This is a genomic window from Pseudomonas citronellolis, assembly GCF_900112375.1.
Taxonomy (GTDB): Bacteria; Pseudomonadota; Gammaproteobacteria; order Pseudomonadales; family Pseudomonadaceae; genus Pseudomonas; species Pseudomonas citronellolis.
Window position 1 is genome coordinate 43811 of the sequence record NZ_FOLS01000011.1, and the last position, 25072, is coordinate 68882.

38 protein-coding genes and 1 tRNA gene are annotated in these 25072 nt (G+C 64.4%); 13 read left to right on the forward strand and 26 right to left on the reverse strand.

The window, feature by feature from the left end; genetic code table 11:
* The first annotated feature begins 109 nt into the window (after positions 1-109).
* The 9 genes from thrS (at position 110) to BM060_RS12350 (ending at position 7552) form a co-directional block, all read left to right on the forward strand.
* On the forward strand, positions 110-2032 hold the full coding sequence (gene thrS, locus BM060_RS12310; protein WP_074980400.1) for a threonine--tRNA ligase: 1923 nt from the start codon (positions 110-112) through the stop codon (positions 2030-2032).
* Positions 2032-2583, forward strand: coding sequence for a translation initiation factor IF-3 (gene infC / locus BM060_RS12315; RefSeq protein ID WP_174672460.1), 552 nt, complete (start codon positions 2032-2034; stop codon positions 2581-2583). The genes thrS and infC overlap by 1 nt, the downstream gene beginning before the upstream one ends.
* A 60-nt stretch (positions 2584-2643) precedes the next feature.
* Entirely contained in the window at positions 2644-2838 is a 195-nt protein-coding gene (gene rpmI, locus BM060_RS12320) for a 50S ribosomal protein L35 (RefSeq protein ID WP_009617012.1), read from the forward strand.
* 21 nt (positions 2839-2859) lie between these two features.
* The gene (rplT, locus tag BM060_RS12325; RefSeq protein ID WP_003099086.1) at positions 2860-3216 is read left to right on the forward strand and encodes a 50S ribosomal protein L20; all 357 of its coding nucleotides are present in this window, start codon (positions 2860-2862) and stop codon (positions 3214-3216) included.
* 98 nt (positions 3217-3314) lie between these two features.
* Complete coding sequence (gene pheS / locus BM060_RS12330) at positions 3315-4331, forward strand: phenylalanine--tRNA ligase subunit alpha (RefSeq protein WP_074980402.1); 1017 nt, start codon at positions 3315-3317, stop codon at positions 4329-4331.
* A gap of 37 nt (positions 4332-4368) precedes the next feature.
* Positions 4369-6747, forward strand: coding sequence for a phenylalanine--tRNA ligase subunit beta (gene pheT, locus BM060_RS12335; protein ID WP_074980403.1), 2379 nt, complete (start codon positions 4369-4371; stop codon positions 6745-6747).
* A 3-nt stretch (positions 6748-6750) separates the two neighbouring features.
* Positions 6751-7053 carry an integration host factor subunit alpha gene (gene ihfA / locus BM060_RS12340; RefSeq protein ID WP_003090661.1) on the forward strand — a complete coding sequence of 101 codons (303 nt, stop codon included), beginning with the start codon at positions 6751-6753 and terminating at the stop codon, positions 7051-7053.
* Positions 7034-7390: a MerR family transcriptional regulator gene (locus BM060_RS12345; RefSeq protein ID WP_009617038.1), complete on the forward strand. Its 357-nt coding sequence runs from the start codon at positions 7034-7036 to the stop codon at positions 7388-7390. Before ihfA ends, BM060_RS12345 begins: the two co-directional genes overlap by 20 nt.
* 85 nt (positions 7391-7475) lie before the next feature.
* Positions 7476-7552 (forward strand) — tRNA-Pro (locus BM060_RS12350).
* An 87-nt stretch (positions 7553-7639) separates the two neighbouring features.
* Here the strand turns inward: BM060_RS12350 and BM060_RS12355 are convergent.
* From BM060_RS12355 to BM060_RS12450, 23 genes are all read right to left on the reverse strand, one after another.
* A complete protein-coding gene (locus BM060_RS12355; RefSeq protein ID WP_074980404.1) occupies positions 7640-8752 on the reverse strand; it encodes a tyrosine-type recombinase/integrase in 1113 nt (370 codons plus the stop codon).
* Complete coding sequence (locus BM060_RS12360) at positions 8752-8964, reverse strand: hypothetical protein (RefSeq protein ID WP_043270643.1); 213 nt, start codon at positions 8962-8964, stop codon at positions 8752-8754. The genes BM060_RS12355 and BM060_RS12360 overlap by 1 nt, the downstream gene beginning before the upstream one ends.
* Positions 8965-9004: 40 nt before the next feature.
* A complete protein-coding gene (locus tag BM060_RS12365; RefSeq protein WP_074980405.1) occupies positions 9005-9520 on the reverse strand; it encodes a hypothetical protein in 516 nt (171 codons plus the stop codon).
* Positions 9517-9639 carry a hypothetical protein gene (locus tag BM060_RS33295; RefSeq protein ID WP_255314697.1) on the reverse strand — a complete coding sequence of 41 codons (123 nt, stop codon included), beginning with the start codon at positions 9637-9639 and terminating at the stop codon, positions 9517-9519. The genes BM060_RS12365 and BM060_RS33295 overlap by 4 nt, the downstream gene beginning before the upstream one ends.
* Positions 9632-10264, reverse strand: a complete 633-nt coding sequence (locus tag BM060_RS33300; RefSeq protein ID WP_245322948.1) for a hypothetical protein — start codon at positions 10262-10264, stop codon at positions 9632-9634. The genes BM060_RS33295 and BM060_RS33300 overlap by 8 nt, the downstream gene beginning before the upstream one ends.
* A gap of 3 nt (positions 10265-10267) precedes the next feature.
* Positions 10268-10465, reverse strand: coding sequence for a hypothetical protein (locus BM060_RS32135; RefSeq protein WP_058071211.1), 198 nt, complete (start codon positions 10463-10465; stop codon positions 10268-10270).
* An 88-nt stretch (positions 10466-10553) separates the two neighbouring features.
* Complete coding sequence (locus BM060_RS33305; RefSeq protein ID WP_083426767.1) at positions 10554-10997, reverse strand: XF1762 family protein; 444 nt, start codon at positions 10995-10997, stop codon at positions 10554-10556.
* A 2-nt stretch (positions 10998-10999) separates the two neighbouring features.
* Complete coding sequence (locus tag BM060_RS12380) at positions 11000-11401, reverse strand: hypothetical protein (protein ID WP_074980406.1); 402 nt, start codon at positions 11399-11401, stop codon at positions 11000-11002.
* A 3-nt stretch (positions 11402-11404) separates the two neighbouring features.
* Positions 11405-11722, reverse strand: coding sequence for a hypothetical protein (locus BM060_RS12385; protein ID WP_074980407.1), 318 nt, complete (start codon positions 11720-11722; stop codon positions 11405-11407).
* Complete coding sequence (locus tag BM060_RS12390) at positions 11719-12420, reverse strand: hypothetical protein (protein ID WP_074980408.1); 702 nt, start codon at positions 12418-12420, stop codon at positions 11719-11721. Before BM060_RS12390 ends, BM060_RS12385 begins: the two co-directional genes overlap by 4 nt.
* Positions 12417-12740, reverse strand: coding sequence for a DUF4406 domain-containing protein (locus BM060_RS12395; RefSeq protein ID WP_074980409.1), 324 nt, complete (start codon positions 12738-12740; stop codon positions 12417-12419). Before BM060_RS12395 ends, BM060_RS12390 begins: the two co-directional genes overlap by 4 nt.
* On the reverse strand, positions 12737-13168 hold the full coding sequence (locus BM060_RS12400; RefSeq protein ID WP_074980410.1) for a YoqU family phage-derived protein: 432 nt from the start codon (positions 13166-13168) through the stop codon (positions 12737-12739). The genes BM060_RS12395 and BM060_RS12400 overlap by 4 nt, the downstream gene beginning before the upstream one ends.
* 57 nt (positions 13169-13225) lie before the next feature.
* On the reverse strand, positions 13226-14980 hold the full coding sequence (locus BM060_RS12405; protein ID WP_074980411.1) for an SNF2-related protein: 1755 nt from the start codon (positions 14978-14980) through the stop codon (positions 13226-13228).
* Complete coding sequence (locus BM060_RS12410; protein WP_203228517.1) at positions 14977-15399, reverse strand: hypothetical protein; 423 nt, start codon at positions 15397-15399, stop codon at positions 14977-14979. The genes BM060_RS12405 and BM060_RS12410 overlap by 4 nt, the downstream gene beginning before the upstream one ends.
* A gap of 26 nt (positions 15400-15425) precedes the next feature.
* The gene (locus BM060_RS32340; RefSeq protein WP_174672459.1) at positions 15426-15569 is read right to left on the reverse strand and encodes a hypothetical protein; all 144 of its coding nucleotides are present in this window, start codon (positions 15567-15569) and stop codon (positions 15426-15428) included.
* Positions 15566-16648 (reverse strand): DNA-methyltransferase, encoded by a 1083-nt coding sequence (locus tag BM060_RS12415; RefSeq protein ID WP_074980412.1) that lies wholly within the window; start codon positions 16646-16648, stop codon positions 15566-15568. The genes BM060_RS32340 and BM060_RS12415 overlap by 4 nt, the downstream gene beginning before the upstream one ends.
* 27 nt (positions 16649-16675) lie before the next feature.
* Positions 16676-16864, reverse strand: coding sequence for a ribosome modulation factor (locus BM060_RS12420; RefSeq protein WP_074980413.1), 189 nt, complete (start codon positions 16862-16864; stop codon positions 16676-16678).
* A complete protein-coding gene (locus BM060_RS12425; RefSeq protein ID WP_074980414.1) occupies positions 16861-17175 on the reverse strand; it encodes a hypothetical protein in 315 nt (104 codons plus the stop codon). Before BM060_RS12425 ends, BM060_RS12420 begins: the two co-directional genes overlap by 4 nt.
* The gene (locus tag BM060_RS12430; RefSeq protein ID WP_074980415.1) at positions 17175-17438 is read right to left on the reverse strand and encodes a hypothetical protein; all 264 of its coding nucleotides are present in this window, start codon (positions 17436-17438) and stop codon (positions 17175-17177) included. Before BM060_RS12430 ends, BM060_RS12425 begins: the two co-directional genes overlap by 1 nt.
* Before the next feature lie 238 nt (positions 17439-17676).
* A complete protein-coding gene (locus BM060_RS12435) occupies positions 17677-18765 on the reverse strand; it encodes an RNA-directed DNA polymerase (RefSeq protein ID WP_074980476.1) in 1089 nt (362 codons plus the stop codon).
* 262 nt (positions 18766-19027) lie between these two features.
* Positions 19028-19381 carry a four helix bundle protein gene (locus tag BM060_RS12440; protein WP_074980416.1) on the reverse strand — a complete coding sequence of 118 codons (354 nt, stop codon included), beginning with the start codon at positions 19379-19381 and terminating at the stop codon, positions 19028-19030.
* Positions 19382-19438: 57 nt separating this feature from the next.
* Complete coding sequence (locus BM060_RS12445) at positions 19439-20038, reverse strand: DUF1566 domain-containing protein (RefSeq protein WP_074980417.1); 600 nt, start codon at positions 20036-20038, stop codon at positions 19439-19441.
* Positions 20039-20157: 119 nt separating this feature from the next.
* Positions 20158-20637, reverse strand: coding sequence for a hypothetical protein (locus BM060_RS12450; RefSeq protein WP_074980418.1), 480 nt, complete (start codon positions 20635-20637; stop codon positions 20158-20160).
* Between the two features lie 192 nt (positions 20638-20829).
* Here BM060_RS12450 and BM060_RS32345 point away from each other — a divergent pair, with 192 nt between their 5' ends.
* Positions 20830-21141 (forward strand): hypothetical protein, encoded by a 312-nt coding sequence (locus BM060_RS32345; RefSeq protein ID WP_135499825.1) that lies wholly within the window; start codon positions 20830-20832, stop codon positions 21139-21141.
* A gap of 487 nt (positions 21142-21628) precedes the next feature.
* Positions 21629-21886, forward strand: a complete 258-nt coding sequence (locus BM060_RS12455; protein WP_061562247.1) for a DUF1654 domain-containing protein — start codon at positions 21629-21631, stop codon at positions 21884-21886.
* Between the two features lie 46 nt (positions 21887-21932).
* On the opposite strand, the gene BM060_RS12460 is transcribed toward BM060_RS12455, so the two are convergent.
* The 3 genes from BM060_RS12460 to BM060_RS32350 all read right to left on the reverse strand — a co-directional run bounded on the left by BM060_RS12460 (position 21933) and on the right by BM060_RS32350 (position 23974).
* Positions 21933-22688 carry a DUF1828 domain-containing protein gene (locus BM060_RS12460; protein ID WP_074980419.1) on the reverse strand — a complete coding sequence of 252 codons (756 nt, stop codon included), beginning with the start codon at positions 22686-22688 and terminating at the stop codon, positions 21933-21935.
* The gene (locus BM060_RS12465; RefSeq protein ID WP_074980420.1) at positions 22685-23203 is read right to left on the reverse strand and encodes a hypothetical protein; all 519 of its coding nucleotides are present in this window, start codon (positions 23201-23203) and stop codon (positions 22685-22687) included. The genes BM060_RS12460 and BM060_RS12465 overlap by 4 nt, the downstream gene beginning before the upstream one ends.
* 66 nt (positions 23204-23269) lie before the next feature.
* Positions 23270-23974, reverse strand: a complete 705-nt coding sequence (locus tag BM060_RS32350; protein WP_135499826.1) for a S24 family peptidase — start codon at positions 23972-23974, stop codon at positions 23270-23272.
* Positions 23975-24069: 95 nt separating this feature from the next.
* Here BM060_RS32350 and BM060_RS12475 point away from each other — a divergent pair, with 95 nt between their 5' ends.
* Both BM060_RS12475 and BM060_RS12480 read left to right on the forward strand, forming a co-directional pair.
* Positions 24070-24291, forward strand: coding sequence for a transcriptional regulator (locus BM060_RS12475; protein WP_074980421.1), 222 nt, complete (start codon positions 24070-24072; stop codon positions 24289-24291).
* 12 nt (positions 24292-24303) lie between these two features.
* A complete protein-coding gene (locus BM060_RS12480) occupies positions 24304-24747 on the forward strand; it encodes a hypothetical protein (protein ID WP_074980422.1) in 444 nt (147 codons plus the stop codon).
* Positions 24748-25072 lie beyond the last annotated feature (325 nt).

Sequence of the window (25072 nt, forward strand, 5' to 3'; positions counted from 1 at the left end):
GAAAAGGCGCCTGCCACTGTGAGGCAGGCCTGCCCGGCGGGCGACGCTTACTGGCACATCCCAACCCATGTGGCCTTTCGTAGGGGTCACCACTAGGAGAGGAGGCGCCATGCCCATCATTACTCTTCCCGACGGTAGTCAGCGGTCCTTCGATCACCCGGTCAGCGTGGCCGAGGTGGCGCAATCCATTGGCGCGGGCCTGGCCAAGGCCACCGTGGCCGGCAAGGTCAACGGCAAGCTGGTCGATGCTTGCGATCCGATCGAGCACGACGCGACCCTGCAGATCATCACCCCGAAGGACGAGGAAGGGCTGGAAATCATCCGCCACTCCTGCGCGCACCTGGTCGGCCATGCGGTCAAGCAGCTGTACCCGAGCGCGAAGATGGTCATCGGCCCGGTGATCGACGAAGGCTTCTATTACGACATCTCCTTCGAGCGCCCCTTCACTCCCGAGGACATGGCGGCGATCGAGAAGCGCATGGCCGAGCTGATCGACAAGGACTACGACGTCATCAAGAAGATGACCCCGCGTGCCGAAGTCATCGAGGTGTTCAAGTCCCGCGGCGAGGACTACAAGCTGCGCCTGGTCGAGGACATGCCCGACGAGAAGGCGATGGGCCTGTACTACCACGAAGAGTACGTGGACATGTGCCGCGGCCCGCACGTGCCCAACACCCGCTTCCTCAAGGCCTTCAAGCTGACCAAGATTTCCGGCGCCTACTGGCGCGGCGACTCGAAGAACGAGCAGCTGCAGCGCATCTACGGCACCGCCTGGGCCGACAAGAAGCAGCTGGCCGCCTACGTCCAGCGCATCGAAGAGGCCGAGAAGCGCGACCACCGCCGCATCGGCAAGCAGTTGGACCTGTTCCACCTGCAGGAAGAAGCGCCGGGCATGGTGTTCTGGCACCCCAACGGCTGGACCGTCTATCAGGTGCTCGAGCAATACATGCGCAAGGTGCAGCGCGACCACGGCTACGTCGAGGTGCGTACCCCGCAGGTCGTCGACCGCATCCTCTGGGAGCGTTCGGGCCACTGGTCGAACTACGCCGAGAACATGTTCACCACTTCGTCGGAAAGTCGCGACTTCGCGGTCAAGCCGATGAACTGCCCGTGCCACGTGCAGATCTTCAACCAGGGCCTGAAGTCCTACCGCGACCTGCCGCTGCGCCTGGCCGAGTTCGGCGCCTGCCACCGCAACGAGCCGTCGGGCGCGCTGCACGGCATCATGCGCGTGCGCGGCTTCACCCAGGACGACGCGCACATCTTCTGCACCGAGGACCAGGTGAAGAAGGAAGCGGCCGACTTCATCAAGCTGACCCTGCAGGTCTACGCCGACTTCGGCTTCTCCGACATCTCCATGAAGCTGTCCACCCGTCCGGCCAAGCGCGTGGGCTCCGAAGAACTGTGGGATCGTGCCGAAGGCGCGCTGGCGGACGCTCTGAACGAATCCGGCCTGGAATGGGAATACCAGCCGGGCGAGGGCGCCTTCTACGGCCCGAAGATCGAGTTCACCCTGAAGGACTGCCTGGGCCGTAACTGGCAGTGCGGCACCCTGCAGTACGACCCGAACCTGCCGGAGCGCCTGGACGCCAGCTACATCGCCGAAGACAACAACCGCAAGCGCCCGGTCATGCTGCACCGCGCCATCCTCGGCTCCTTCGAACGCTTCATCGGCATGCTGATCGAGCACTATGCCGGCCTGTTCCCGGCCTGGCTGGCGCCGACCCAGGCGGTGGTGATGAACATCACCGACAAGCAGGCCGATTTCGCCGAGGAAGTGGTCCGAGCGCTCGAGGAAAGCGGATTCCGTGCCAAGTCCGACTTGAGAAACGAGAAAATCGGCTTTAAAATCCGCGAGCATACTTTGCTCAAGGTTCCCTATCTCCTGGTTATTGGAGACAGGGAGGTTGAATCGAAGGCCGTCGCAGTACGCACGCGCGAAGGGGAAGACCTCGGCTCGATGCCGCTTTCCCAGTTCGTCGAGCTGTTGACTCGGGCGGTTTCCCGGCGTGGTCGCCAAGACTCGGAGTAATCATTATTAAGCGTGAAATGAGGCAGGATAAGCGGGCTCTCCCGAAACCACCGATCAACGAGAACATCACCGCACGCGAAGTGCGTCTGATCGGTGCCGACGGTCAGCAGATCGGCGTAGTGACCCTTGATGAGGCGCTGCGCCACGCCGACGAGGCCAAGCTGGACCTGGTTGAAATCTCTGCCGATGCGGTGCCTCCTGTCTGCCGCATCATGGATTACGGCAAGCACCTGTTCGAGAAGAAGAAGCAGGCGGCTGCGGCTAAGAAAAACCAGCACCAGCAACAGATCAAAGAAATCAAGTTTCGTCCAGGGACGGAAGAAGGGGATTACCAGGTAAAACTACGCAACCTGGTACGTTTCCTTAGTGAAGGGGACAAGGCCAAGGTATCCCTGCGATTCCGTGGTCGTGAGATGGCCCACCAGGAGCTGGGCATGGAGCTGTTGAAGCGGGTCGAGACCGACCTCGCCGAATACGGCACCGTGGAACAGCATCCTAAGCTGGAAGGACGCCAGCTGATGATGGTCATCGCTCCCAAGAAGCGTAAATAACCTCCCGGGCACTGGCAGGCCTGATGGTTATCAGTTGTTAACGAATGCGGAGTACCAAACATGCCAAAGATGAAAACCAAGAGTGGCGCCAAGAAGCGCTTCAAAGTGACTGCTGGTGGCATCAAGCACAAGCACGCTTTCAAGAGCCACATCCTGACCAAAATGACCACCAAGCGTAAGCGTCAGCTGCGCGGCACCTCGATGCTCGCTGCTTCCGACGTTCGCCGTGTAGAACGCTCCCTGCGTCTGCGTTGATTTCTGGTAGAGGATAGATAAATGGCTCGTGTTAAGCGTGGCGTGATCGCCCGTCGTCGTCACAAGAAGATTCTGAAACTCGCCAAAGGCTACTACGGCGCGCGTTCCCGCGTGTTCCGCGTTGCCAAGCAGGCGGTGATCAAGGCTGGCCAATACGCCTACCGTGACCGTCGTCAGCGTAAGCGTCAGTTCCGCGCTCTGTGGATCGCCCGTATCAACGCTGGTGCTCGTCAGAACGGTCTGTCCTACAGCCGTCTGATCGCCGGCCTGAAAAAGGCGGCCATCGAGATCGACCGTAAGGTCCTGGCCGATCTGGCTGTGAACGAAAAAGCGGCGTTTACCGCGATTGTCGAAAAAGCGAAGGCGAGCTTGGCTTAAGCCCTAAGACAATCACCGGATTCTTATCCGGGACGTAACGTCACCGATAGGGGAAGAGCCTAACCGCTCTTCCCCTATTTCGTATCTGGAGTTGGTACATGGAAAACCTGGACGCGCTGGTCTCCCAAGCCCTGGAGGCTGTGCGACATACCGAAGACGTCAATGCCCTGGAACAGATCCGGGTCCACTATCTTGGCAAGAAAGGCGAGCTGACCCAGGTGATGAAGACCTTGGGCGACCTGCCGGCCGAGGAGCGCCCCAAGGTGGGTGCGCTGATCAACGTTGCCAAGGAAAAGGTCCAGGAGGCGCTCAACGTCCGCAAGACCGACCTGGAAGGCGCCGCGCTGGCGGCGAAGCTTGCGGCCGAGCGCGTCGATGTGACCCTGCCGGGCCGCGGCCAGACCTCCGGCGGCCTGCACCCGGTGACCCGTACCAAGGAACGCATCGAGCAATGCTTCACCCGCATCGGCTATGAAGTGGCCGAGGGCCCGGAAGTCGAAGACGACTACCACAACTTCGAAGCGCTCAACATCCCCGGCCACCACCCGGCGCGGGCGATGCACGACACCTTCTACTTCAACGCGAACATGCTGCTGCGTACCCACACCTCTCCGGTACAGGTGCGCACCATGGAGAGCCAGCGCCCGCCGATCCGCATCGTCTGCCCCGGCCGCGTGTACCGCTGCGACTCCGACCTGACCCACTCGCCGATGTTCCACCAGGTCGAAGGCCTGCTGATCGACGAAGACGTCAGCTTCGCCGACCTCAAGGGCACCATCGAGGAGTTCCTGCGCGCCTTCTTCGAGAAGGAGTTCTCGGTGCGCTTCCGTCCGTCGTTCTTCCCCTTCACTGAGCCTTCGGCGGAAGTCGACATCCAGTGCGTGCTGTGCAGCGGCAAGGGCTGCCGCGTGTGCAAGCAGACCGGCTGGCTGGAGGTCATGGGCTGCGGCATGGTGCACCCCAACGTGCTGCGCATGTCCGGCATCGACCCGGAGAAATACCAGGGCTTCGCCTTCGGCATGGGCATCGAACGCTTGGCCATGCTGCGCTACGGCGTCAACGACTTGCGCCTGTTCTTCGACAACGACCTGCGCTTCCTCGGGCAATTCCGCTAGGCCGCGTACGACGTCAACGAATTCTTAGGAGAACAGGATGAAATTCAGTGAACAATGGCTGCGGAGCTGGGTGAATCCGCAGGTTTCCCGCGACGAGCTGGTGGCTCGTCTGTCCATGGCCGGCCTCGAGGTCGACGCCGTGATCCCCGTCGCCGGCGCCTTCAGCGGCGTGGTGGTGGGCGAGGTGCTGAGCACCGAACAACACCCGGACGCCGACAAGCTGCGCGTCTGCCAGGTCAGCAACGGCAGCGAGACCTTCCAGGTCGTCTGCGGCGCGCCCAACGTGCGCCCGGGCCTGAAGATCCCCTTCGCCATGATCGGCGCCGAACTGCCGGGCGACTTCAAGATCAAGAAGGCCAAGCTGCGCGGCGTCGAGTCCAACGGCATGCTGTGCTCGGCCAAAGAGCTGGAAATCAGCGACGACAACGCCGGCCTGATGGAACTGGCTGCCGACGCCCCGGTGGGCGCGAGCATCCGCGACTACCTGGGGCTGGACGACGCCTCCATCGAAATCGGCCTGACCCCCAATCGTGGCGATTGCCTGTCCCTGACCGGCCTGGCCCGCGAAGTGGGCGCGCTGTACTCGGCGCCGGTCACTTTCGTCGATGTGCAGCCGGTTGCTCCCAGCATCGATGAAGTCCGCTCCATCGAACTGCTGGCGCCGAACGCCTGCCCGCGCTACCTGGGCCGCGTCATCCGCAACGTCGACCTGAACAAGCCGACGCCGCTGTGGATGGTCGAGCGCCTGCGCCGCTCCGACATCCGCAGCATCGACGCCGCAGTGGACATCACCAACTACGTGATGCTGGAGCTGGGCCAGCCGATGCATGCCTTCGACCTCGACGAGATCAAGGGCGGCATCCGCGTGCGCATGGCCGAAGAGGGCGAGAAGCTGGTGCTGCTGGACGGCCAGGAAGTCGCCCTGCGTACCGACACCCTGGTCATCGCCGACCACGAACGCGCCCTGGCCATGGCCGGCGTGATGGGGGGCGAGCACAGCGGCGTCAGCGCCAAGACCCGCGACCTGTTCCTGGAAAGTGCCTTCTTCGACAACATCGCCGTCGCCGGCAAGGCCCGTTCCTATGGCCTGCACACCGATGCCTCGCACCGCTACGAGCGTGGCGTGGACTTCCAGCTGGCCCGCCGCGCCATGGAGCGCGCCACCGAGCTGCTGCTGCAGATCGTCGGCGGCGAAGCCGGTCCGGTGGTCGAGCAGGTCAGCCAGGCCCACCTGCCCAAGGTCGAGCCGGTGGTGCTGCGCATCGAGCGCGTCACCCAGATGCTCGGCATGGAAATGGATGCTTCGGAAATCGAGCGTCTGCTCACCGCGCTGGAGTTCCAGGTGCAAGCCGATGGGGAAGGGCGCTGGAAGGTCGGCGTGCCCAGCCACCGCTTCGACGTTTCCCTGGAAGTCGACCTGATCGAGGAACTGGGCCGCCTGTACGGCTACAACCGCCTGCCGGTGCGCTACCCGCAGGCGCGCCTGGCACCCAACACCAAGTCGGAAACCCAGGCCGAGCTGCCGGCGCTGCGCCGCCTGCTGGTCGCCCGCGACTACCAGGAAGCCATCACCTACAGCTTCATCGATCCCAAGCTGTTCGAACTGTTCAGCCCGGGCGTGCAGCCGCTGATGTTGGCCAACCCGATCTCCGCCGACATGGCCGCCATGCGCGCCTCGTTGTGGCCGGGCCTGGTCAAGGCGCTGCAGCACAACCTGAACCGCCAGCAGACCCGCGTGCGCCTGTTCGAGAGCGGCCTGCGCTTCGTCGGCCAGCTCGAGGGCCTGCAGCAGGAAAACATGCTGGCCGGCGTCATCTGCGGTAGCCGCGAGCCGGAAGGCTGGAGCAACGTGCGCGAAGGCGTCGACTTCTTCGACATCAAGGCCGACGTCGAAGCCCTGCTGGCTAGTGCCAGCGCCGCCGATGCCTTCGCCTTCGTCCCCGGCGAACACCCGGCGCTGCACCCGGGCCAGACCGCCCGCGTCGAGCGCGATGGCGAACTGGTCGGCTACGTCGGCGCCCTGCACCCTGAACTGGCCAAGGCTCTGGACCTGGATCGCCCGGTCTACCTGTTCGAGCTGGTGCTGGGCGAACTGGTCCGCGGCCGCCTGCCGAAGTTCAGCGAACTGTCGCGTTTCCCCGAGGTGCGCCGCGACCTGGCGCTGGTGGTCAACCGCGATATTCCAGCCGAATCCGTCCTGTCGACCATCCGCGAAGAGGCCGGCGAATTCCTGACCGACCTCAGGCTGTTTGATGTCTATCAGGGTAAAGGTATTGATCCGCTTGGAAAAAGCTTGGCCGTCGGCTTGACCTGGCAGCATCCATCACGCACTCTTAACGATGACGAGGTGAACGCGACTACGCAGAAAATCGTCGCCTCGCTGGAGCAAAGGTTCAACGCCACGTTAAGGAAGTAGCGTATGGGGGCTCTGACGAAAGCTGAGATTGCCGAACGTCTGTATGAAGAGCTGGGCCTGAACAAACGGGAAGCCAAGGAACTGGTGGAACTCTTCTTCGAAGAGATCCGCCAGGCGCTGGAGCACAACGAACAGGTGAAACTGTCCGGTTTCGGCAATTTCGACCTGCGCGACAAACGCCAGCGCCCGGGTCGCAACCCGAAGACGGGAGAGGAAATCCCGATCACGGCCCGCCGCGTCGTCACCTTTCGTCCAGGCCAGAAACTGAAAGCCAGGGTTGAGGCTTATGCTGGAACCAAGTCATAACGACGAACTGCCCCCCATTCCGGGCAAGCGCTACTTCACCATCGGTGAAGTGAGTGACTTGTGCGCAGTGAAACCGCACGTGCTGCGGTATTGGGAACAGGAGTTCCCGCAGCTCAACCCGGTCAAGCGCCGCGGCAACCGCCGGTACTATCAGCGCCAGGACGTGCTGATGATCCGCCAGATCCGCGCGCTCCTGTACGACCAGGGCTTCACCATCGGCGGGGCGCGCCAGCGCCTCTCCGGCGACGAAGCCCGCGAAGATATCACCCAGTACAAGCAACTCATCCGCCAGATGATCGCGGAACTGGAAGACGTTCTTCACGTGCTGCGCAAGTAGCTGAAAAAAATGAAAAAAGTGCTTTGCCGAAAGAAAACCTTACGGTATAGTGCGATCCGCCAACCGGGCAACCGGAAGGCAACGTCGGGGCGTAGCGCAGCCTGGTAGCGCACTTGCATGGGGTGCAAGGGGTCGAGTGTTCGAATCACTCCGTCCCGACCAAATTTCCGAGACGGCTCAAGCACTTACGGCGCTTGAGCCGTTTTCGTTTCTGGCCCCGCGCAAAACTGGCGCAAAATGCGCGCAAAACTATCGGGCGAAATCGCTGATATCCAGGTCCGGAATTGCGTCCGCCCAGACCACCTCCTCGTGGTCGCGCTGATAGTTTTTCGTCATATCCTCGCTGGCATGGCCGGCGATCTTCTGCCCGTCCTTTCCGGCTTTCTTGTACAGGTGCAGCGACAGCGCCCTGACTTCATGGAAGCCCGGCATCTCCTCCTCACTCCACCCCGCATAACAGCCTGCCGCATCCCTGGCCTCCTTGAAGGCCCTGGTTAGGTAGCGCTCCTCGATCTTCGTCCAGTGCTCCTTCTGCTCCGCCTGCTTTTGCTTTTTCCGTTCCGGCCGGCGGTGAATCAGGAAGGGGGACGGGATGTTGTCCCGGCACCTGCTGAGCACGGCCTGTAGCTCAGGCGTCACCCGGAAGCGAATCCAGGCCGCGTCGCTGGCCTTGGCGGTCTTCTGTTGGACAACGTACAGAAACCCGTCGCGAACGTCGTCGAATCGCATGGCCAGTATGTCGGTCCGGCGCTGGGCGGTGATCAGCGCCAGGTCAATCGCATTCTGCAGCCAGGCCGGCGCCTTCTCGCGAATGGCCCTCAGCCCCTCTACGGTATGTCGCCGCCGCTGCTTCTTCTCGATCTTCGGAATGGTGCAGATGGCCGGGTTGTCCGGGCAAAGGCCTTTCGCCACTGCGTGGTTGAAGATGTCGATCAGAAGCGCCCGGGCCTGGTTCGCCGCCCGGGGCGTCAGGCTGTCGAGCAGGTCCGCGATCATGCGGATGGTGATCTCGTTGACCGCCTGGGTGGGCCAGGCCTTCCGGAATTGCCGGAGCCGCACTTCGTACAGATCGAGCGTACCTTTCGCCAGTTCGCGCGGCGGGAGGATCTTCTCCTTGTAGTGGTCGAGGAAGTCGACGAACAGATCGGTGGATCCGCCTTTCACCTTGGATACCAGGTCGGCGCCGCCAATGAACTCCATGTTCAGCTGCTTGGCCGCGTTGATCGCCTTGGCCCGGTCGGCACCAAAGGGGAACCACTTTCCATCCGTCGGCCTTCTGTAGCGGTAGGTTCCGCGCCTGGAGTCCAAGTAGAGGTTCTCGGGGAGCCCCTTGTTGGCCTTGTTCCGTGGTCGAGGTGACATCACGCGGCTCCTCGTAGAACCATGGCGACCAGGTCGTTGCTGGTCGATTTGCTGAACGCCGTCCAGTCGACGAACCAGAGTTTGCCGATCCGCTCGCCCGGGAGGATGCCGTCCCTGAGCTGGTTGCGGATCGCCTGGCCGGACAATGGCGTTCCGTTGGTGCCCCAGCGGCGCCGCTGGAACTCGCTGATCTTGATGAGTTCTTTTCGCATAGCAATGCCTCAATGCGCCGGCGTACCGGCGCCGCATGAATTAGGTGTTGGGTTCGGCGAGGCTCTTCAGCAGCGTCTGGAGCTGGCGCACCTTCTCCAAATTGGCGGCGTTCGCCTCCAGCTCCTGCTCGATCGTCAGCGCAGCCTCCTCGACTCGCGCCGCCAGGGCCTGGACCTTCGCCGAGAACTCCTCGCCCAGCGTCTTCAACTGGCTGGCCAGGTCGCCGAGAAGTTCGATGGGGCTGGCGCTGCTGGCCTTCGCGGCCGGCTTGATGCTGGTGACGACCTGGGGCATGGATTGGTCCTTCTGGAGTGGGATTCTGACTTCGGTTCGCAGGTACATCTGGCGGTCGGCCTCGCGGATCAGCCCGGCCTCCTTCAGGTCGTTCAGGCACGCGCGGATCACCGACAGCTCCGCGCTGCTGTGGCCGCCGGCCGCCAGGGCGCCCTTGATCTGCAGGGGCGTCCATGGCGACTGGATCGGGACCACGTCGTAGACCTTCCGGGCCAGGGCGGTCTGGGCCCTGAGGAGGGACTGCTGCCTGGTCGGCGTCATAGGCTGCACCCCCACTGCATGGCGGCGAATGCCGGGACGAGCGGGATGGCGATGACCGCGCCGGCGACCGCCAGGCCGAGCAGCGCGCCGCCGGCGGCGAGGATCAGGGCTCTACGCATCGCTCCCTCCTGCCGTCGGCGCGGCAGCACGGTCCAGGCGCTCGATCTCGGCCAGCGCCAGGGCGCAGGAGCGGACGAGATTGCTGCGCGCGTCCTTAGGCTTCCACCAGCGGGCATCCCACGGCCAGGCCAGCGACACCAGCAGAGCTGTGGTTTTATCATCCGCCGCGCTGGAGCCGGCCAGGGCGTAGCAGGCGGCGGCGCGGGCCATCTGGCCGTGGTCGTGCTCGTCGTCATGCTCCGGCGTCCAGCCCTCGGCCGCCACCTGGCGGCGCCGCTCGGCCTGCACGTCGAGCCAGGCCTGGGCGGCGCCGGCCTTGTCTGCTCGCACGTACTCGATGCCATCGTCGATATCGTTCTCGCACCAACTGACCTCGGTCAGTTCGCTGAAGTCGACGTCGCGCGGACATTCGGCGCCCACGATGAGGTAGATGCGTTCCGGTGCGGTCTGGATGATCCGCTCCCCCTGCGCGCCCTCTGCCTGCCCGGTGTGCTGCGAGGCGAGGATCTGCTGCGCCATCCAGATTTCGTTCCCGGTGATGTAGACCTGGGTGAAGTCACCTTTGATGGCCTTGCCGCTGTAGAGGCCGGCGATGTGGCGGATCAGGTCCATTGTCATGGTCATGGCTTAGTCCTCGGCGGGGTACTGGCGATGGCCGCGCTCGCCCTGGCGGGCGTCGATGGCGGCCTGGATCAGTTGGCGGCCCAGCTGCTGCATCTGGTCGGGGTAGAGCAGGGCGCCCAGGCGGGGCAGGCCGCTGACTTCGGCGATGGGGTTGCCCTGCTGGTCGAGGCGGTGCTCGACGGTCAACTGGATGGGTTGCATTGTGCGGGCTCCTTGGCCGGCGGCGTGCAGCGCAGGCAGTCGCATTCGTTGGTGGGGCGGCCGGTGCCGCGGCAGTATTCAGGGCGGTTCATTGGATCTCCCAGAGCAGTTTCTGCCCCTGGTTCGGCGTCTCGACGCGCGGGCGGCTGGGGCAGTTCCAACTGCCGCCGCCGCGGATGCCGACCAGGTGCCAGCCGCTGGCGCGCAGGCTGGCGCCGGCCTCGCTGGCGAGGATGTAGGTGATGAGGCGGCGGTAGCCCAGGGCGCGGGTGGCGCGCCAGGCTGCGCCGTAGAGCTTCGAGCAGCCATTGCGGGTGCCGTCGGTGCAGCAGCGGGTTACCTCGAGCGTCAGGCCGTCGTCGAGGTGGCGCGCGACGGGGCGGCCGACGATGGCCACCCCGACGATGCGGTCCCCGGCGGCCAGGCCAAGGCTGAACTTGTGGCCCTGGACTGGGCCGTGGTGGCGGTGGTGCTGCTCGACGAACGTGTTGGCCTCTGCGAGGGTGAGGGGGCAGATGTCGAGTCGCCCCATCGCTATCCCTCGCCAGGCCGGTTGCGGATCAGCGCGCGCTTCGCCCAACTGGTGCGATCGAGCAGCATGCTGGTGATGAAGTAGAAGTTGCGCCGGCGGTTGACGATGATCTCCTCGTGCTTCGGGTCGCCCGGGTTGAGCACCTGGTGGACGCGGAAGTGCTTGATCTCGCCCCGGGCGTCGTAGACGCGCAGCTTGTCGCCGGCACGCACCTGGCCTGCGGCCCGCACCTCGGTCCACTCGAATTCCTCCTCACGCAGGACGCTGGCGCAGGCGGTTTGCGCCGCGCGCGCCAGCGCCCGGGCCAGGTCGGCGGGCGTCTGGCGCCGGATCACTTCGGGGTTGAACTCGCGCGCGCACAGCTTGATGAAGTAGTCGGCATCGAGGCCGTGGTCGTTGGTCATGGTTCAATCCATCTGGTAGTAGACGTGGCAGGAGATGCCGGCCGCCTGCAGGTGCTTGGCCATGGCCTGCACGCCGGCGGCGCGGCGGTTACCAATGCCGGCGAATGGCGCATCAAGGTGGAACCAGCCAGCGAAGCGGCCTTTGAAGAGCACCGGAATACCGGCCTTCTTGAGCGAGGCGGTGCGGACGCCGGCGAGGTCGGTCAGAACCACGTGATCCAGGTTCGCGGAGCCGCCGTCATCAGGCTGGGCCGTTGCGGCGGCGTGGCCTGCCTCGATGGCCTCCCGGCACAGCGCGGCGATATGCTTCAGGTCAGTCATGGCGTCACCCGCTTGAACTCGACCACCCATACCCAGGGGTTGGCGGCCCAGCTGCCGGCACCGTTGAGCGATTCCCAGAGGAAGCCGAACGCTCCCTTGGCGGTATCACCCCAGCAGCCGATGTCCGCACACGCCTGGCGAGCGTGGTCGCATTGCTCGCCGCGAACCCCCTCTGCCAGTGCCTGCTCCTCGCTGATGTCCTGCAGGTGTTCGACGCGCACAGCGGTGATCTCCAGCAGGATGCGGCTGGCCCAGCGCGGCATGTGGATGCTTGGGCGGTGGCGCCAGATCTTGTTCGGCTCCGCTACGGAATAGGCGCCGTTGCGCAAGCCGCTCGGGTAGTGGCGGTTGGGCTCGTTCGGCGGGGTGCCGTCGGCCGAGTAGACAATCCGCTTGCTGCCGAACCAGGCACCGGTGTCGTCTTCCGGGTAGGTTGCCTGCCAGTCGCCAGCCTGCCACCAGCTCTCGCGAACCCACAGGCGGTCGCCTGGCCGGCCATATGGGCACTGCGAAAGCATTTCCTCCTTCCGTCCGAGCAGCGGCTGGCCCTTCCAGGTCCAAGAGCCGCCAGCAATTGCTGGTGGTGGAACTGGGATGCCGATCGGCGCGGGCTTGACCGTGCGTCTGGTGACCGTCTTCCGGCCTTCTAGGATGGCGCGCACCATGGCGCCGCCGAACAGAATGGGACGCTCCTTCATGCTGCACTCCTTGCGGGCTCGATGATGGTGCTTGCCATGGCGATCTTCATTCCCAAGTTCATGGCAAGGGTGCGCTCGATGTTGGCGCCGCGGGAGGCGAGCCAACCTGGCAGCAGGGCGATGGTTTCGCAGGTGACCAGTTGGGCCAGGGCCAGGCGCATGTAGCCGGCCCAGGTGCCGCAGGCGGGCGCCGCGTTCTCGGCCGGGTTCTCGACGTGGTAACCGAGCTGGCGCAGGCGCTCGGCCTCGGCGTGGAAGGCCGGGTAGTTGAACTCCGGCAGGCCGGTCATGGGGCCGGCGAGGTAGATGCGTTGAGTCATGCTGCTGCCTCGATCTGCGCGAAGACGGGGAGCGCGCTGGCGAGCCTACGAACTGCCGCCATCTGGTCGACCTCATAGCCCCAGATGTTCCCGTCGCTCAGGCGCGCCCGCTCTGGGCCGAGATAGAACGGGTGCAGCTTCTTGCCGGTACGGATGTAGTCGCGGAACAGGCAGACCAGGTCGCGGAGCGTCCCGCCGTGGCTGAAGCCTCGCCAGCGCCCGCCCCAGGTGGTCGGGTGGGTGTAGATCCGCTTCCCGCTGTAGTCGTCGATGAACCAGATGCGGCCGCGCTCGTCGACCTGCATGCAGGCGTATCGCTGCTGGGCTTGGTTGAAGAAGAACCGCCGGCCGTGGTCGGCGATGATGCGGATGGCCTGGTTGACGTGTTCGGCACGCTGCTGCTTGTCGGCCAGTTTTTTCGATGGCATGACGAATCCTTGCGCCTACTGGCGCGGGGCTTGTGGAAGAGGGATGGCTGGGGCGGATCAGGTCAGTTCGAATTCTTGCTGGCGCCGGATCGGCACCGCCGCCGGCGGCGGCATGGCCTGGCCATGGTCCTTGAGGAAGCGCTGGGCGAGCTGGCGCAGCTGGTTCTCGCCGATGTCGCGGCGCTCGATCAGGTGCTCGCCTGGGTTGCGGACGCCCTCGATCTGCTCGCGCTTCACGCCGAGCACGTCGGAGACGATCGGGTCGCTGCCTTCGTCGGAAATGAGGAAGAAGGCCTGCACCGGCAGCGTCTGGCCGTCGCGGTGCACGCGGCCGATGCACTGCTCATGCACGCCCGGCGACCAGTCGAGTTCGCCGAAGACCACCGTGCTGCAGACGTGCTGCAGGCCGTCGATGCCGGCGCCGGCGCGGAGGCTGATCAGCATCACCTTGCTCTCGCCGGCGATGAACGCATCCTTGGCGGCCTGCTTCTCCTTCGGCGACTCGCTGCCGGTGTACATGACCGGGTTGAAGTCGGCGAGCTTCTCCTGCCAGATGCCGTAGACCTCGCGGTGCCAGCCGAACAGCATCACCTGCTGACCGCTTTCCACCAGAAGGCGCACGAACTCGGCGACATAGGGCGCCTTGGCCACGCCGGTGGCCTGGCGCACCAGTTGGTCGAACTCGCCGGCGGCGCGCATCTTCTCGCCGCGGTAGGCCTCGTTCGCCGCAAGGATGGTCTTGGCCAGCGCAACGGCGTCGCCGGTGATCCGTGCCAGCGCGGCGCTGTCGGACTCGATCTCGTGGGGGATCTTGGCCAGGGCCGGCAGCTCCCGGCCGACTTCCGCCCGGGTGCGCCGGAGCATGATGCCCTCGCGGCGCAGGTAGGTGCCGAACTGCTCGGCGTCGCGCAGCTTGGGCTTCTCCCCAGGGCTGCCAATGCACCACTCGCGCAGGAACTCGTCGTAGCCGCCCAGGCAGTCGGGGATCAGCGGGTTCACGACGTGGTAGAACTCCGATCCGTAGTTATAGATCGGCGTGGCCGTCAGGCCCATGCGCAGCCGCGCCTGGCTGGCCAGGTAGCAGCAGGCCCGGTAGATGTCGCTGTCGGGGCTGCGCAACTGCTGGCACTCCTCAAACACGGCGTACTGCACGATCTCGCCCAGGACCTCGGCCCAGCCGCGCAGCTTGTGGTAGCTGACCAGGATGACGTCGGGCAGGGTGTCCCAGAGGTCGGCGATGCGCTGGCGCGGCTGCTTGGTCAGCGGGTAGGGCTGGCCCTTACGGATGTGGTGCACGCGCAGGGCCGGCGCGAACTCGGCAAGCTTCTCCGGCCAGTGGTTGGGCAGCGCCGCCGGGTAGACCACCACCGCCGGCAGGTTGGCCGGCACGGCCATGGGGCACATGCCGGTGACCGTCTTGCCGAGGCCGAGGTCATCGGCCAGCAGCAGGCCGCCGCGGATCTCGATCTGGGCCGCGGCGAACCGTTGGTACTCCCTGGGCGGCTTGGCCAGGTCGAACGGCGGGATCGGCAGTCGGCCCGCGACCAGCTCCGCCAGGCTGCGCTCCATGGCATGGTGCTGGTCGGCCAGGTGCTCGAGGCTGGCCCGGGCGTCCGCCTCCATCTCCATGGGGTAGCGCTGCAGGAACCACAGCAGTTCCCGGCTGTTCTCCGGGCTGCCCAGCAGGTCGATGTGGGCGGCCGCCTGCTGCAGCGCGCGGGGGAACACCCGCTTCAGCCTGGACCTGACCTGCGGCTCGCAGCTGATCCGCCAGTAGCGGCCGTTGTACATCACGGTTCCGTAGTTCGTCATAGTGCTTGTCGTCCCAGTCGTACCATCTGGAAGGCCTTGCCGCCCCAGGCTGGGCGATCTTTCAAGGGCGCCGCGGCCCACCGCTGCGTACTGGCCAGCAGCACGCCGGTGACCTGCGGCAGGTGGATGTAGCGGTCGACCTGGCGCAGCGCCTCGGCGAGGGTGCCGTCGACCTTCACCTCGATCACCAGCCCGTCGAGCCAGAAGTCGGCGCGGTTCTTGGCGTCGAGGACGTGCTCGCGCTCGAAGCTGATGCCGGCCTGGGCGAGCACTTCGGCCATGGCCTCGTGTAGCTTCACCTCGCTGCTGTAGCGGTAGAGGTAGCCGCCCAGGAGCCGGGCCGCGTGCGACAGGTGCATGTGGATCGGCGAGGCGTCCCCGGTGCGAAGCGGGGCGCCGGCCTGCTGGTCTTGTTGCATGAGGAGTTCCTTGCGCCGCTGGCGCTTCAGTTGCGGTCGCGCAGGTCCAGCTCGTTGCCGGTGTCGGCGAACACCAGCATGCCGTTCTCTACCTCTCGCTCTTTCATGAGCAAGGAAGCGGCCAAGCTGTCTTTCCCTGCGGACAGGCTGGTGATGTTGTATTCGCTCATGCGCGCCTCAGGTCGTCGTTGAAAATGTCGAGTTGTGCGGCGCCTTCAATCCATGCCGTGGCCAGGCGGGTGCGGGCGATCGCGGCATACTCGGGGTTGAGTTCGAGGAGCACCGAGCGGCGCCCCTCCTGCATGGCGACGAGGCCGGTGGTGCCGGCTCCGCCGAAGGGATCGAGGATCAGGCCGTCACGCGGCGCGCCGGCGAGCACGCAGGGCCGGATCAGGTCCGGCGGGAACGTGGCGAAGTGCGCCCCCTTGAATCCGGCCGTGGACACCGACCAGACGCTGCGCTTGTTCCGCGTTTCGCTGTAGTCGATGTCGGGGCGATCCGGCCGATGCTGGGCCTTCTGGCCATGGGTGCCGGCGGTGTTCTTGGTCTCCCGGGCGAAGCTGTAGCGCTTGCTCCGGCTGCCGCCCACGGCCTTCATGGCGCCGTTGCTCTTGCCTGGTGTCGCAGATCCTCGCTGCTGCTCCCAGGCGCCCTGGGCAAGGCGTGCGGTTGAGGCCGGCGCCAAGGGCTCCGCGATCGCCTCCCGGTCAAAGTAGTAGCGGGGCGACTTGCTGAGCATGAACAGGTACTCGTGGGCCTTTGTGCAGCGGTCGCGCACGCTCTCCGGCATGGGGTTGGACTTGTGCCAGATGATGTCCTGGCGCAGATACCAGCCGTCATCCTGCAGCGCGAACGCCAGCCGCCAGGGGATGCCGACCAGGTCCTTGTGCTTGAGGCCCTTGGGTGCGGATCGCCACCCGGAGGCTTCGCCTCGGCCTTTCCAGGCGCCGTCCCGACGCTCCGTCATGAACCGGCCGCCACCACCTCGGCCGCCGCTGGCATAGCTGTCGCCTATGTTCACCCAGAGGGTGCCGTCGGCGCGGAGCACGCGGCGGACCTCGCGGAACACCTCGACCAGGCGCGCCACGAACTCGGCGGGCGTCTTCTCAAGGCCTATCTGGCCGGCCATGCCGTAGTCGCGCAGACCGAAGTAGGGCGGACTGGTGATGCAGCAGTGCACTGACTCGTCGGGCATCGCCCGGAGCAGTTCCAGGCAGTCGCCGACCAGTATCTGGTGAGCGGGAGTCATGGCCCCTCCAGGTTGGGCATGGACGAATCAGGGGAGGCGTCGCCTCCCCATGGTCATGTCGGTGTCATGCCAGCCGGCCAGCCAGAGCGAGCGGACATTGAGCTGTCCGAGGCTGTAGGGGCAGGCGTCGCGGGATTTCCGCTGCTGGCGCGCGAGGCCGCCGGCGATGTACTCGGCCGTGTTCTCCGGCCATGGCTCGGGCGGGCGGCGCTTCATTGCTCGCTCCGGTCGAGGGCAGCTGCCTCGCGCCGGCCCTCCGCCTCAAGCCTGCGCGCCACGCTTTCGCTTATCGTGATTTCGTGGCGCGGGATGGCGAGCAACTGCGCGGCACCCTCCGGGCCCATGGCGTGGGCGTTGAGGATCAGCAACTGCACGGCCTCGGCCTTCTGCTCGATGTCGGCCCAGCGCATCAGGTCGTCCAGCTTGGTGAGCACGCCGGGGCGAACCCGGTGCCGCAGTTCCTCCTCGCCGATCTCGGCGCGCTTCGCTGCGGCCTTGGCGGAGCGCTCCTGTTGCGTCTTGGCCATCAGCCTTCCATCCCGATGTCATCGCGGGCCCGCTGCTCCAGCTCGCGGGCCCGCTCGCAGGCCGCGCCGTGGGTGCGGCGGAAGCCGCGCACCAGGCCGGTGGCGCTCTCGACGATGTGGAAGAAGCCGCGTCCGGCCGGCTTCACCTGGTACAGCGGCACCTCGACCGCCAGGCGGCGGCGGATGGCGAACGCATCGCGCGCGGCGGCGGTCTGGCGGAGCAGGTCGGCCAGCGGCTGCTGGCGGGGGATCAGCTGTTGCATGGCGTTTTCCTCGGTTGGGTGGCTTCCTTTCGGCAGCACTCGGTCGCGCGGCTGTGCGCCGGTGGGCGCCGCGGTGAGTGCTGTCGGAAAGAAACTGGAGAGGGAAGGGGAAAGGCCGGCGGTGCCGGCCCTTCGGTCTCACAAACGCCGCCGTATGTGAGTGTTTCGCGGCCCGCCCGGCTTGTTGCCGAACTACCTGGGTTGAAGGTCTACATGGCTGCCGCTCCTCCTGCAGGGGTTACTGGTAGGTCTTGGTCAGCGAGCCGCTGACCGACTTGCCTCGGCCCAGGACTACCGTTGCCAGCGCGGCGCGGTCCTGGTGTGAATGGCTGGCCTGTCGCAGCAGGCCGAAGTAGCTGTTGGCGACGATCCGCAAATCCTCGGGCGGCGCAGCGGCTACTCGCCGGAGCGCCTCCTTCGCGGTCCGCTTCCTGGTCGTTCGTCGCCAGGGCTTGATGACGTGCCCGACGAAGTCGACGCCGCGCTCAACGGGCTGCAGGATGGTCTTCTTCGGGTTGAGCTTGGCGCCCAGGCTGGGCAGGAAGACCTCGATCGCTTCGCGCCACTCGTTGAGCTGCTGCGGTGACTCGTGCAGCAGCAGGAAGTCGTCGACGTAGCGTATGTAGTACCGAGCGCGCAGCTGGTGCTTCACGAACTGATCCAGCGCGTTGAGGTAGATGTTCGCGAAGAACTGGCTGCTGAGGTTGCCGATGGGAAGTCCCAGGTGTGCCGGCTGGGAGGCGAGCTGCTTGTGCTGTGGGACCTTGTTGAAAAGCTTGGGCGAGCTGCGCACCTCGTAGTCGGTCCGTGGATCGTGCCAGAGGATCTGCAGCGCCAGGCGCCGCCACCAGGTGTCATCGATCAGGCGCACCAGCTGGTTGCTGAGCACGCGCTTGTCGATCGTGACGAAGAAGTTCGCCAGGTCCAGCTTGAGGTAGTGCGCCGGGCGGCTCCAGTTCTGCGTCACGCTCCGTATCTTGCTTTCGAGCCGCTCGGCGGCGTACAGCGTGCCGCGGCCCGGGATGCAGGCACAGCTGTCGGCGACGAACTTTGCTTCGATGCTGGCGCCGACGTGGTTGTAGAGCAGGTGATGCACTATGCGGTCGCGGAATTCTGCGGCCCACACCTCGCGATGCTTCGGCCGGGTGACGACGAAGCAGATGCTTCGGCCAGGCCGGTAGGTGCCGGCCAGCAGTTCGTCGTGCAGATCCAGCAGGTTCTCCTCGAGGTTCATCTCGAAGTGCCGTGCGCTGTTGGTGTTGCGCTTGTGGCGCCGGCAGTCGAAGTAGGCCTGGGCCAGGTCTTCGAAAGTGAAGGGTGCAACCATCAAATCTGCGGACGGGGCGGGCGACGCGCTCGCGGCTCTTGTCGTTGTTGATCTGCCAGCCATCTTCGAAGTCCATGTTGTAGGCGTTGTTGGCGGAGCGCTGCGACCTATCGTGCTATCCACGTTGCCCGGCTGATCACTCAGCAGGGAAACTGCGCCAGGCCTCGCCGGATTACCGGTGGTCCCTGTGGGTGCGCATGGCGGTGCCCGACCGGGCAGCGGCACGACCAGATTTGGCGCGCAGGCGAGAGGGCCGTAACCCTCAGGCAGCGGGCGCGGTTGCGGCTTTCTTCCAGGCGTTGGCCTGGCGGCCGATGGAAGCGGTGAGCTTCATGGCCTGGGCTTGCTGCGGGACGCTGATGAAGCGTTCATTCGCCATCGCGCGCAGTAGCAGGTTGATCTTCCAGATGCTCTGGAGCAGCTCATCAAGGAGCGGGCGACGATTGCGATCCATGTTGGCTCGGCCGATCAGCACCAGGACCTCCAGGGCCTCATCGCGGAGCTTGCCGCCGATGAGTTGCTTCATGTCGCGCGGGATGTGCCGAACCAGCTTGAGCACGACGCCGAACAGCTCCTCGGCACTGCGGTGGATTTCGAGTTCGGTGTGCAGCGCCATCCCGACTACCTCGAAAAGCGAGGGCGCTGACGCGCCCATGAATGAAGGATTGAAGGACTAAATGAATTTCCTGCGGACGGGGCGGGCGACGCGCTCGCGGCTCTTGGCGGTGTTGACCTGCCAGCCATCTTCGAAGTCCAGGCTGGAGGCGGTGAAGGCGGAGCGCTGCGTGCTCGACCAGTGATACCCCTCGCTGAACAGTTCGGGCACGTTCGCCTCGGCGATCTGGTACTCGCGACGGGAGCCAAGGTAGAAGTCGGTATGGCCATCGGCGGTGTATCCCGAGGCCAGTTTCGCCGCCGGGTGCTCCTCGCTGTCGGCCAGCAGGGCCCGGGTGTTCGCCAGGCCGTCGCTGGCACTGTCGGCGCCCTCGGTTTCGTGCCCGTAGCCACCATAGGCAGCGCGGAACTCCGCAGCGGGGCCGCCAGCCACGATCAGGTAGTAGTCGCGACCGCCATTCTCGCCGCGCATCAGGCCGGCGTTGTGGCCGCCCTCGCCGGGCCAGTAGGCGCCGAGCGGCGGGATGATGCTGGTCGGCTCAATGGTACTGAGCATGGTGGCCTGTATTGGCTCGGCGACCAGGTCGGCGCCATGGAAGTTGATGGTCAGGTGGTTCAGGCGCCCGATCTTCAACGCGGGCAGCTGCTTCGCTTGCATGGGAAGTCCTCGGTGGAATAGGGCGCAGGCGGCCGGCGCTTGCCCGGCGTGCTTCTGGTCTGGCCGCGGTGGGCGCGGCCCCGCGAATCGCCTGCTGGAGAAAGGAATGAAGGAGTGAATTACTGGAGGATGAGCACGCTGCGGACGGGGCGGGCGACGCGCTCGCGGCTCTTGACGTCGTTGACCTGCCAGCCATCTCCGAAGTCCATGATGTAGGCGAGGTCGGCGGAGCGCTGCGCACTGAGCCAGTAGAAGCGATCCTCGCGCAGGTCGGTGATCAGGCCGGCGTGCTTGGCCGCCATCAGCAGTTGGCCCTCCAGCGGGGCAGCGATGTGCGCGCCCAGTTCCAGGACCTTCCTGGCCAGCTCACTGCCGGCCTCGGCCATGGCGCGGGTGTTGGCCAGGCCGTCGACGTAGTGGGTGAGCACGTCCAGGCCGTACTCGCCCCAGGCGCCTTCCAGTTCGTACTCGGGGCCGAGCATTACCAGGGCGCGCTCCTGGGCGTTCACCCAGTAGCGTTCAACGAAGGTGCCGCCGGCCAAGGGCTGGCCGCGGGCGGGAAGTTCTGCAGCGGAAATGCTGGTGATGATCTCGGTCATGGTGCTGTCCTTGTGCTCGACTGGGCGTAAAAAGGCCCGGCCGGAGCCGGGCAATACCAAGGGGGGTGTTGATGCTCGTCGCATCCCGAAGCGCCCTTGGGTGAAGGCGCTTCAGTGATGCTCTCGGTGTCGCTGGTAGTGGCTTTTTGCTCTTGCTAATCTCTGGTGCGTCGAGATTTCGAGGCGAGAGCCATGGATGCGAAAAATCTTGCGGTACTCATGCAACTGAAGAAGGCGATGGACGAGGCGAACCCTCCCGCCATTCCGACGCCCTTTGAGCCCACCCCTGAGAAGCCTCCGAAAACGGGCTGGATCGTGGCGAATTGCCGCTTCTGCAAGACCACCAAGTTCAGGTATAGGGCTGAATGGGTTAACCCTCCCGTGATGTGTGAGGGCTGCCGAAACGAGCGAAAGACACGCTATCGGCAAGGCACGGGCGACACGCTCTACGCCGAAACCCAGGTCTTCCATGGCGGCAGCCCTGGCTCAGGGCGCCGCAAGTAACGCTTTCCGCGAAGCCCTGAGCCAGGGCCTCCTGGAGAGCGTCCGGCCCACGCGCGGCGGGCCGGTGATCTCTTCCTCTTGCACAGGCTGCGGTCGCTTATCCGCTGCAGCTTTCACGGTGCCCTGGGCGCAATCCTCAGTGGCCGTACCGTTACACCCTGCAGAACCACCTCCCCGGTGATCCCTCGCTAGAGTCTTCCTGTGCCCGGCACGGATTGATGTCCGCTGCCGCCTACCGTTGCGCGGTAGGTCCGCTGGCTATGCGTCGGCCAGCTCGGCGTTCATCTGGTTGTTAAAGAGCGGTGCCCGGGTGGGCTGCCGGTGAACTGGCGTGGAATCAAGATAAGCCAATGCCTAATCTCATTGCAATAGGCAATGGCTAATTATTTTGCATAGCCTTATCTGCCGGTGATTAGGCGATGCCTTGCAGGCGTACAGGAATGTCGATACTGTATGTACATACAGTTATTGCAAAAGGAGAGTTGTAATGGCGAAGCAAGCAAAGAGGCAGGAACCCCGCGCACCGAGCAGCTACGAGGTTCTGGGGAGAAGAATTCAGCGGCTGATGGGCATGCCGGCCGCGCAGCTGGCGCGGTCGCTGACCATCAGGAAGGAGGAGGGCGAGAGCCAGGCTGACTGGGATCGGCTACTGGACGAGATGAGCCTGGCTGACGGGGTGGATATCGAGGAGGGAGAGGAGGGCGCTGTCACAATCCGGTGGCAGGTGGACGAGAGCGCCTGGTAGGAGGAAGAGGCCATAAACGAAAAGCCCCGCACTGCGGGGCTTTTCGTTATGCGGCGAGCGCGGCTGTCAGATGCTTGGGCCCGGTATATATGATCACCGAAGCTGCGTCGGCCAGCGCGGTGGCGGCCTTTCGGTTGTCCTCTTCATCGCCGGGCTCAAGGATTACACGGCGCAGGGTCTCCTCGTGGGCATTTTTGATGTCCAGCATCTTGCCGACGGCGCGGTAAACCAGGCTCCAATCAACCTTCCCATCCTTGGTGGAAACGGTCTGGATTAGCGTCGTCTGCCCACTCTCGGCCTCAATGGCGAAGGGGAGTGTCAGTTGATGCCCGCTTGCGCCGACGATCTTGTAATCAGTCCTCAGTGCTTTCGGATAGGCCGCCTTCAGGGCGGAGCCAACCACCTGGTCAAACCGCGAGATGGGTGATGGGCGCATCTTGTTACAGGCGAAACCTACATGCTCAGCGGCCTCAATGAACCGGGCGAGGTAGAAGCCTAGTTGACTCTCCGGGCATGCCTTGAAGATTTCACCCTGGTCGGATAGCTCCAGGCCGCTGGCAGCGACTAGCTCAGCCATCTTTCGACCGCGCTCTGCCGTTGGCTTGACGCCATGCGTCATGGCCACAAACAGGGTGTCTGCGTTGTCGCTGATACGCACCTGCCCATTACCCAAGTCCTGGATGTAGGCGCCGATCAGGTTGCCGTCGAAGGGCAGCGTCAGTGGGGATTCGAGGTAAAACAGCCCATCAGCCACCGGCTTACACTTGAACCCGAGCTGGGCGCCGATCAGAGTGCAGTTCATACGTCAAATCCCATTTGGCCGAATTCCGGCAGTTCGAAGCGTGGGGCTCCAGTGATGTTTGCCCTCGCTAAGAATAGCTCCCACAGTGCCTGGACAGTAGTACTATCCAAGGGTTCCGCATAGCCATAGGACGCCTCGGCGATTGGTATATGCAAATGTGGGTGGTCGACTACTTGTTGGTAGAAGGGCAGGCCAACTCCAACCTTGTTCATATGTGAACTTGGTCCATTGTCGTCGATAGCCACGACGCGCGACTTGTTTACTATCAGCGTGATCGACAGCGTGTCCCGCACGCCGGGCACCGGGCTCTTCTTGTAGTACAGCTCGACGAACCAGTCCTCGGCGAACGTGGTCTGTTCGACATCCAGTGCCAGCGACGTGCGAAAACTGTATGGCGTCGGGAGCTTCTTGGTCGCCGGCTTCTTCCAGACAAATGGGGTATTTGCTGGCCACACCTTCAGTGCAGCAATGGCCTGCCTGGCCTCTTCATAGGGGATGGTCTTCTGCTTCGCCATTCTCACTGTCGTCCTGATGATCAATGCCGCGCTAAATGGGGCCTACCATCCCATAATCTTCCGGCGCTAAAGATCCCCGCCGCGCCAAACAATCTGCCCCATCAGCGCCATAGGCTCATCGTCTTCGTCCAGCCATTGGTCAGGGAATTCGCGTTTGTCGAGGTTGTCGCTGATCAGTCCCCACTGGTTCACGGCGCTCGCATACGACAGGCGTTTGATGATCACGCCGTCGGCGCCATTGAGAGCGAAGATCTTGTTGTGGATGGGCTCCTTCTGGGCCTTGTTCAGCAGCACCACATCGCCATGATTGATGGTGGAGTGCATGCTCTGCCCATCGGCATAGAAGGCTTCCAGATACTTCGCATTCAAGCCCCTAGCCCTGATCCAGGAGCGCTTGAACGCCAGATGCCCCTTCACCTCTATGTAGGGGTTCTCGTAGCCCCGCCCCATCGCACCCTTGGCACTCTTCAGCGGGACATGGACGTACTCATCATCGCCCTCATGCGGGCTTGGGCTGCTGGCTTTTTCCACTGACGCCACAGCCACCAGGTCGGCCTCCTTTGCCGTCAGCCCCCAATGGCTGGCTGGAACCGTGTCGGCAAAGAAGGAAATCAACTCGATGAGCTTCGATTTGTCGATTCGGCCGTATTTGACCCACGTCTGAATAGACGGAGGTTGCACCCCGAACTGCCCGGCAAGAGCCTTTTTCGAGATGTTTTTGGCGATACGGGCAGCCTCAATAGCTGCGCCTAATTCCGGTCCGGTAAGCATTGCCTAATTTAACTCTACCCATTAGGTGGTTAGGCAATGGCTTGCCTTTGATTAGCCAATGCCTTATTTTCTCCGCATTACACCGGAGACACGAAATGACCCCGCCCGAAGCCGTACTCAAAGCCGCAAAGATTCTGGGGAGCCAGGCCGAACTGGCTCGCCTTCTCAGTGTTCGAGCGCCAACGGTAAGCCAGTGGTGCTCGGGAGAGCGGCCGATCCCGGCACCTCGTGCCGTTGAGATCGAAAACCTCACCAAGGGTGAGGTATCCCGCCGGGATCTTTGCCCGAGCTTTCCCTGGTCGTCCTTCGCCGCATAGGAGCAGATCCCAATGAGACACCCGAACCCTCCGCCGCCGCCCGAGCTCGCCACCCTCCAGTACAAGGAGGCCCTGGCGCTCAACGCCATTGCCGACCTGAACAAGGCGCGGGAAAGGGCTGGCCTTCCGCCTGTTCGCCTGGATGTGGTCGTCCAGGCCGCGGCCGCGGGCACTGACCGTCCGCCGGAGCTGCAGCGCGATCCCCGCGAGGTCGCGGACATCCTGAGCAGCATCCTGGGATCGATGGAGTTCACCGCCAAGGCCATTGCCATGGCCGAGGCGGTGGACGGCTATCGCTTCGCCGAAAGCACGAAGCTCTCGGAGTCCGGCTTTGTCCAGGAGCGCGTGGCGATGCTGTGGTGCATCGGCGTGCTCTGCGGGGAAATCGGAGGGCCGGCGCCTGTCGGCTGGCGAATCCCCGCTTACTACAAGGCCTCGAGTCGAGCCGCGTCGTAGAGGAGAGGTCCGTGCTGATCCCGCCTGCTGTCGTCCATGAACTTCCCGGTGATCAAGCCGCGGCGACGAAGCTCCCGGATGGCCAGGAGATTGTCCGCCTCGCGCCCCTTCAGGGAGCCGGACGTGCACTTTGGGCTGGCTTTGATTTGAGCAAGAACGGAGCTCAGCAGCTCCTCCGTGATTTCGACTGACATCGGAACCTCCTGGTTCGCTGTGTTGGGTGAGAGCTTCCCAGCGTACCAGCGAGGTTCCGGCCCTACCAAACAGGCTCACGCGACCACCAGTTCCAGTTGAGCCCCAACAAGACATACCGCTGACCTCCCTT

Coding starts and splice junctions, on each gene's coding strand:
- thrS (WP_074980400.1), top strand. CDS start 110: ATGCCCATCATTACTCTTCCCGACGGTAGTCAGCGGTCCTTCGATCAC.
- rpmI (WP_009617012.1), top strand. CDS start 2,644: ATGCCAAAGATGAAAACCAAGAGTGGCGCCAAGAAGCGCTTCAAAGTG.
- rplT (WP_003099086.1), top strand. CDS start 2,860: ATGGCTCGTGTTAAGCGTGGCGTGATCGCCCGTCGTCGTCACAAGAAG.
- pheS (WP_074980402.1), top strand. CDS start 3,315: ATGGAAAACCTGGACGCGCTGGTCTCCCAAGCCCTGGAGGCTGTGCGA.
- pheT (WP_074980403.1), top strand. CDS start 4,369: ATGAAATTCAGTGAACAATGGCTGCGGAGCTGGGTGAATCCGCAGGTT.
- ihfA (WP_003090661.1), top strand. CDS start 6,751: ATGGGGGCTCTGACGAAAGCTGAGATTGCCGAACGTCTGTATGAAGAG.
- BM060_RS12345 (WP_009617038.1), top strand. CDS start 7,034: ATGCTGGAACCAAGTCATAACGACGAACTGCCCCCCATTCCGGGCAAG.
- BM060_RS12355 (WP_074980404.1), bottom strand. CDS start 8,752: ATGTCACCTCGACCACGGAACAAGGCCAACAAGGGGCTCCCCGAGAAC.
- BM060_RS12360 (WP_043270643.1), bottom strand. CDS start 8,964: ATGCGAAAAGAACTCATCAAGATCAGCGAGTTCCAGCGGCGCCGCTGG.
- BM060_RS12365 (WP_074980405.1), bottom strand. CDS start 9,520: ATGACGCCGACCAGGCAGCAGTCCCTCCTCAGGGCCCAGACCGCCCTG.
- BM060_RS33295 (WP_255314697.1), bottom strand. CDS start 9,639: ATGCGTAGAGCCCTGATCCTCGCCGCCGGCGGCGCGCTGCTCGGCCTG.
- BM060_RS33300 (WP_245322948.1), bottom strand. CDS start 10,264: ATGACCATGACAATGGACCTGATCCGCCACATCGCCGGCCTCTACAGC.
- BM060_RS32135 (WP_058071211.1), bottom strand. CDS start 10,465: ATGCAACCCATCCAGTTGACCGTCGAGCACCGCCTCGACCAGCAGGGC.
- BM060_RS33305 (WP_083426767.1), bottom strand. CDS start 10,997: ATGGGGCGACTCGACATCTGCCCCCTCACCCTCGCAGAGGCCAACACG.
- BM060_RS12380 (WP_074980406.1), bottom strand. CDS start 11,401: ATGACCAACGACCACGGCCTCGATGCCGACTACTTCATCAAGCTGTGC.
- BM060_RS12385 (WP_074980407.1), bottom strand. CDS start 11,722: ATGACTGACCTGAAGCATATCGCCGCGCTGTGCCGGGAGGCCATCGAG.
- BM060_RS12390 (WP_074980408.1), bottom strand. CDS start 12,420: ATGAAGGAGCGTCCCATTCTGTTCGGCGGCGCCATGGTGCGCGCCATC.
- BM060_RS12395 (WP_074980409.1), bottom strand. CDS start 12,740: ATGACTCAACGCATCTACCTCGCCGGCCCCATGACCGGCCTGCCGGAG.
- BM060_RS12400 (WP_074980410.1), bottom strand. CDS start 13,168: ATGCCATCGAAAAAACTGGCCGACAAGCAGCAGCGTGCCGAACACGTC.
- BM060_RS12405 (WP_074980411.1), bottom strand. CDS start 14,980: ATGACGAACTACGGAACCGTGATGTACAACGGCCGCTACTGGCGGATC.
- BM060_RS12410 (WP_203228517.1), bottom strand. CDS start 15,399: ATGCAACAAGACCAGCAGGCCGGCGCCCCGCTTCGCACCGGGGACGCC.
- BM060_RS32340 (WP_174672459.1), bottom strand. CDS start 15,569: ATGAGCGAATACAACATCACCAGCCTGTCCGCAGGGAAAGACAGCTTG.
- BM060_RS12415 (WP_074980412.1), bottom strand. CDS start 16,648: ATGACTCCCGCTCACCAGATACTGGTCGGCGACTGCCTGGAACTGCTC.
- BM060_RS12420 (WP_074980413.1), bottom strand. CDS start 16,864: ATGAAGCGCCGCCCGCCCGAGCCATGGCCGGAGAACACGGCCGAGTAC.
- BM060_RS12425 (WP_074980414.1), bottom strand. CDS start 17,175: ATGGCCAAGACGCAACAGGAGCGCTCCGCCAAGGCCGCAGCGAAGCGC.
- BM060_RS12430 (WP_074980415.1), bottom strand. CDS start 17,438: ATGCAACAGCTGATCCCCCGCCAGCAGCCGCTGGCCGACCTGCTCCGC.
- BM060_RS12435 (WP_074980476.1), bottom strand. CDS start 18,765: ATGGTTGCACCCTTCACTTTCGAAGACCTGGCCCAGGCCTACTTCGAC.
- BM060_RS12440 (WP_074980416.1), bottom strand. CDS start 19,381: ATGGCGCTGCACACCGAACTCGAAATCCACCGCAGTGCCGAGGAGCTG.
- BM060_RS12445 (WP_074980417.1), bottom strand. CDS start 20,038: ATGCAAGCGAAGCAGCTGCCCGCGTTGAAGATCGGGCGCCTGAACCAC.
- BM060_RS12450 (WP_074980418.1), bottom strand. CDS start 20,637: ATGACCGAGATCATCACCAGCATTTCCGCTGCAGAACTTCCCGCCCGC.
- BM060_RS32345 (WP_135499825.1), top strand. CDS start 20,830: ATGGATGCGAAAAATCTTGCGGTACTCATGCAACTGAAGAAGGCGATG.
- BM060_RS12455 (WP_061562247.1), top strand. CDS start 21,629: ATGGCGAAGCAAGCAAAGAGGCAGGAACCCCGCGCACCGAGCAGCTAC.
- BM060_RS12460 (WP_074980419.1), bottom strand. CDS start 22,688: ATGAACTGCACTCTGATCGGCGCCCAGCTCGGGTTCAAGTGTAAGCCG.
- BM060_RS12465 (WP_074980420.1), bottom strand. CDS start 23,203: ATGGCGAAGCAGAAGACCATCCCCTATGAAGAGGCCAGGCAGGCCATT.
- BM060_RS32350 (WP_135499826.1), bottom strand. CDS start 23,974: ATGCTTACCGGACCGGAATTAGGCGCAGCTATTGAGGCTGCCCGTATC.
- BM060_RS12475 (WP_074980421.1), top strand. CDS start 24,070: ATGACCCCGCCCGAAGCCGTACTCAAAGCCGCAAAGATTCTGGGGAGC.
- BM060_RS12480 (WP_074980422.1), top strand. CDS start 24,304: ATGAGACACCCGAACCCTCCGCCGCCGCCCGAGCTCGCCACCCTCCAG.